Origin of the sequence: Azospirillum sp. B4 (assembly GCF_000333275.1) — a bacterium.
Lineage (GTDB): Bacteria > Pseudomonadota > Alphaproteobacteria > Azospirillales > Azospirillaceae > Nitrospirillum.
The window spans coordinates 1-1,780 of record NZ_BACU01000514.1 but is presented as its reverse complement, the minus strand read 5'-3'; the positions used below and the strand labels follow the sequence as shown (position 1 = coordinate 1,780).

Sequence of the window (1,780 nt, the reverse complement as noted above, 5' to 3'; positions counted from 1 at the left end):
TCCTGATCCCCTATATGCCGTTCGTCGCGCCAGTTGGGGCGACCCGATGGTTTTCCGGCCGGAACGGTGGTTGGCCGGCCGCCGTCATGGTCGATGGGACTACATGCCCTATGGCGCAGGACCCAGGGCCTGTATTGGCCAGCACCTGGCCATGGCTGAATTGCAGCTCATCGCCGTGGCCTTCAGCTCGGCTTTCGACATGGTGCCATTGGCGGGACCGCTCGCCGATCACAGGCCTGTCGCCGGCGTGACCCTCTCCCCACCCGCCGGATCATTGCGGGTCGGCGTTCGCGTTCGCCACGCCCACGCGGCGGCCGCATGACCCGAGGTTCTGTGCCCAAAGAGAATGACCACAAGCGTTCCATATTCCTGGATATCAAGGCCGGCCAGGCAGGGGATATGGAGAAGGACGCACCCTCCCCTTGGCTTTCCAGTCTGCAGGGGGCCTTTTCCCTAGGCGCGATGGCCGGAAGGATGGAGGGCGAACAGGAGCAAGCGAACAGGAGCAAGCGTACATCATTGGATTCATGGAGCGAGGAAGGGGGCGACCCAGCAGAGCCGAACACCAGATTAAGCCGCTGGGTGGCGGGATTGCCGGCGGTGGTCAACATGAAGGACGCGACGCCCAGGTCCATATTCGCGGGTTCCAAGCGCACGTCCATTCGGCTCGAACCGGCATTCTGGGATGCCCTGGATGAGATGATCGAGCGTGAGGGGCTGAGCAGGACCTACTTTGTCACCCTCATTGACGGCCTCAAGGATTCCAACGTCAACCTGGCGAGCGCGATCCGCATCGCCATACTCCGATACTACCAGGATAAGCCGTAAGGTCTGGCACGAAGAGGCCACTTCCGGCCCATCGACACCAAGGGACAATCATCATGCAGGTCAGGACGACCACGTGGCTGAGCATCATTCTTTTCATTGCTCTGGCGTGCGCCACGGCACCGGCGAAGGCCGATTACATATTGGCTTCATGCGACGCCCCAAGTGCTGCCGGGCGGCCACGGGAGATCGTTCTGGAGGAGGGGCCAGTTGCCTGGTCCGACGTCCAGCAGGTCTCCTATGTCGGCGGCAGCATGCAGGCGGGCTACACGATCAACGGGAAGGTCGTTCGCCTGGCCGATGGTTCGCTGACCTTCAACGGCTCCATCGTGTGCACGGCCATGCAGGGCTACCAGGTCGAGAGCGCCGCCGGTGTATCTCCGTCCATACCCCAGGTCAGGGGTGTGATCCGCTATAATTTGCAGTGGCCGTCCTTGAGCCCCGACGGCTGGCAGATCACCGACAGTGGCGTGACCCTGCGTTTGGTCCTGGTGCGAGGATCGGCTCCCAGGTGAGGCATCACGAGCTCAATTGTAAGGAGGAATATACCCCACATTCCTCTCTTTTCGTGGCTGGGATGCCGGGCCCGTGGCTCCGGGCTCGCCCAGGGCCCAGAGCCGGTCGGCCAGGTCTGCCCCTCTTAGGGCCTGGTCAGCTAGGTCTGGCCGGCCCCGCAGGTGGTGTAGGCGAAGCAGCAGGGCCACGATGGCTCCATAGTCCGCGGCGGCCCAGTCACGGTTGTCCTTAGGCTCTTGGCTGGCCCAACAATGCTCCAGAAGCTGGGTCTTGCCAGCGCCGGTCCCCCCCGCTGCTTAGTTCGGCCAGGGTCTGGCGCTCGGGACGCTCGACCCAGGCCCAGGCTTCGACGGTGAAGCTCTCGCGCCAAGCCTCGTAATGTGACAGGCGGTGCGCGTCCGCCTTCCTGTCTGGCCGGTCCCGTCCAGATCCTCGCGGG

Annotated in this window: 3 protein-coding genes; all 3 read left to right on the top strand. The window is 63.7% G+C overall.

Going from position 1 to position 1,780, the window contains the following annotated elements; all coding sequences use genetic code 11:
- Positions 1-322: cytochrome P450 (locus tag I55_RS22320; protein WP_148293900.1), on the top strand; the 322-nt coding region annotated here is incomplete at its 5' end.
- Positions 319-828, top strand: a complete 510-nt coding sequence (locus tag I55_RS34990) for a ribbon-helix-helix domain-containing protein (RefSeq protein ID WP_083901332.1) — start codon at positions 319-321, stop codon at positions 826-828. The genes I55_RS22320 and I55_RS34990, both read left to right, overlap by 4 nt.
- A gap of 53 nt (positions 829-881) precedes the next feature.
- Positions 882-1,340: a hypothetical protein gene (locus I55_RS22310; protein WP_044562798.1), complete on the top strand. Its 459-nt coding sequence runs from the start codon at positions 882-884 to the stop codon at positions 1,338-1,340.
- The last annotated feature ends 440 nt before the right edge of the window (positions 1,341-1,780 follow it).

Excerpts from the sequence above, each read along its gene's own strand:
- I55_RS34990 (WP_083901332.1), top strand. The coding sequence starts at position 319 with ATGACCCGAGGTTCTGTGCCCAAAGAGAATGACCACAAGCGTTCCATA.
- I55_RS22310 (WP_044562798.1), top strand. The coding sequence starts at position 882 with ATGCAGGTCAGGACGACCACGTGGCTGAGCATCATTCTTTTCATTGCT.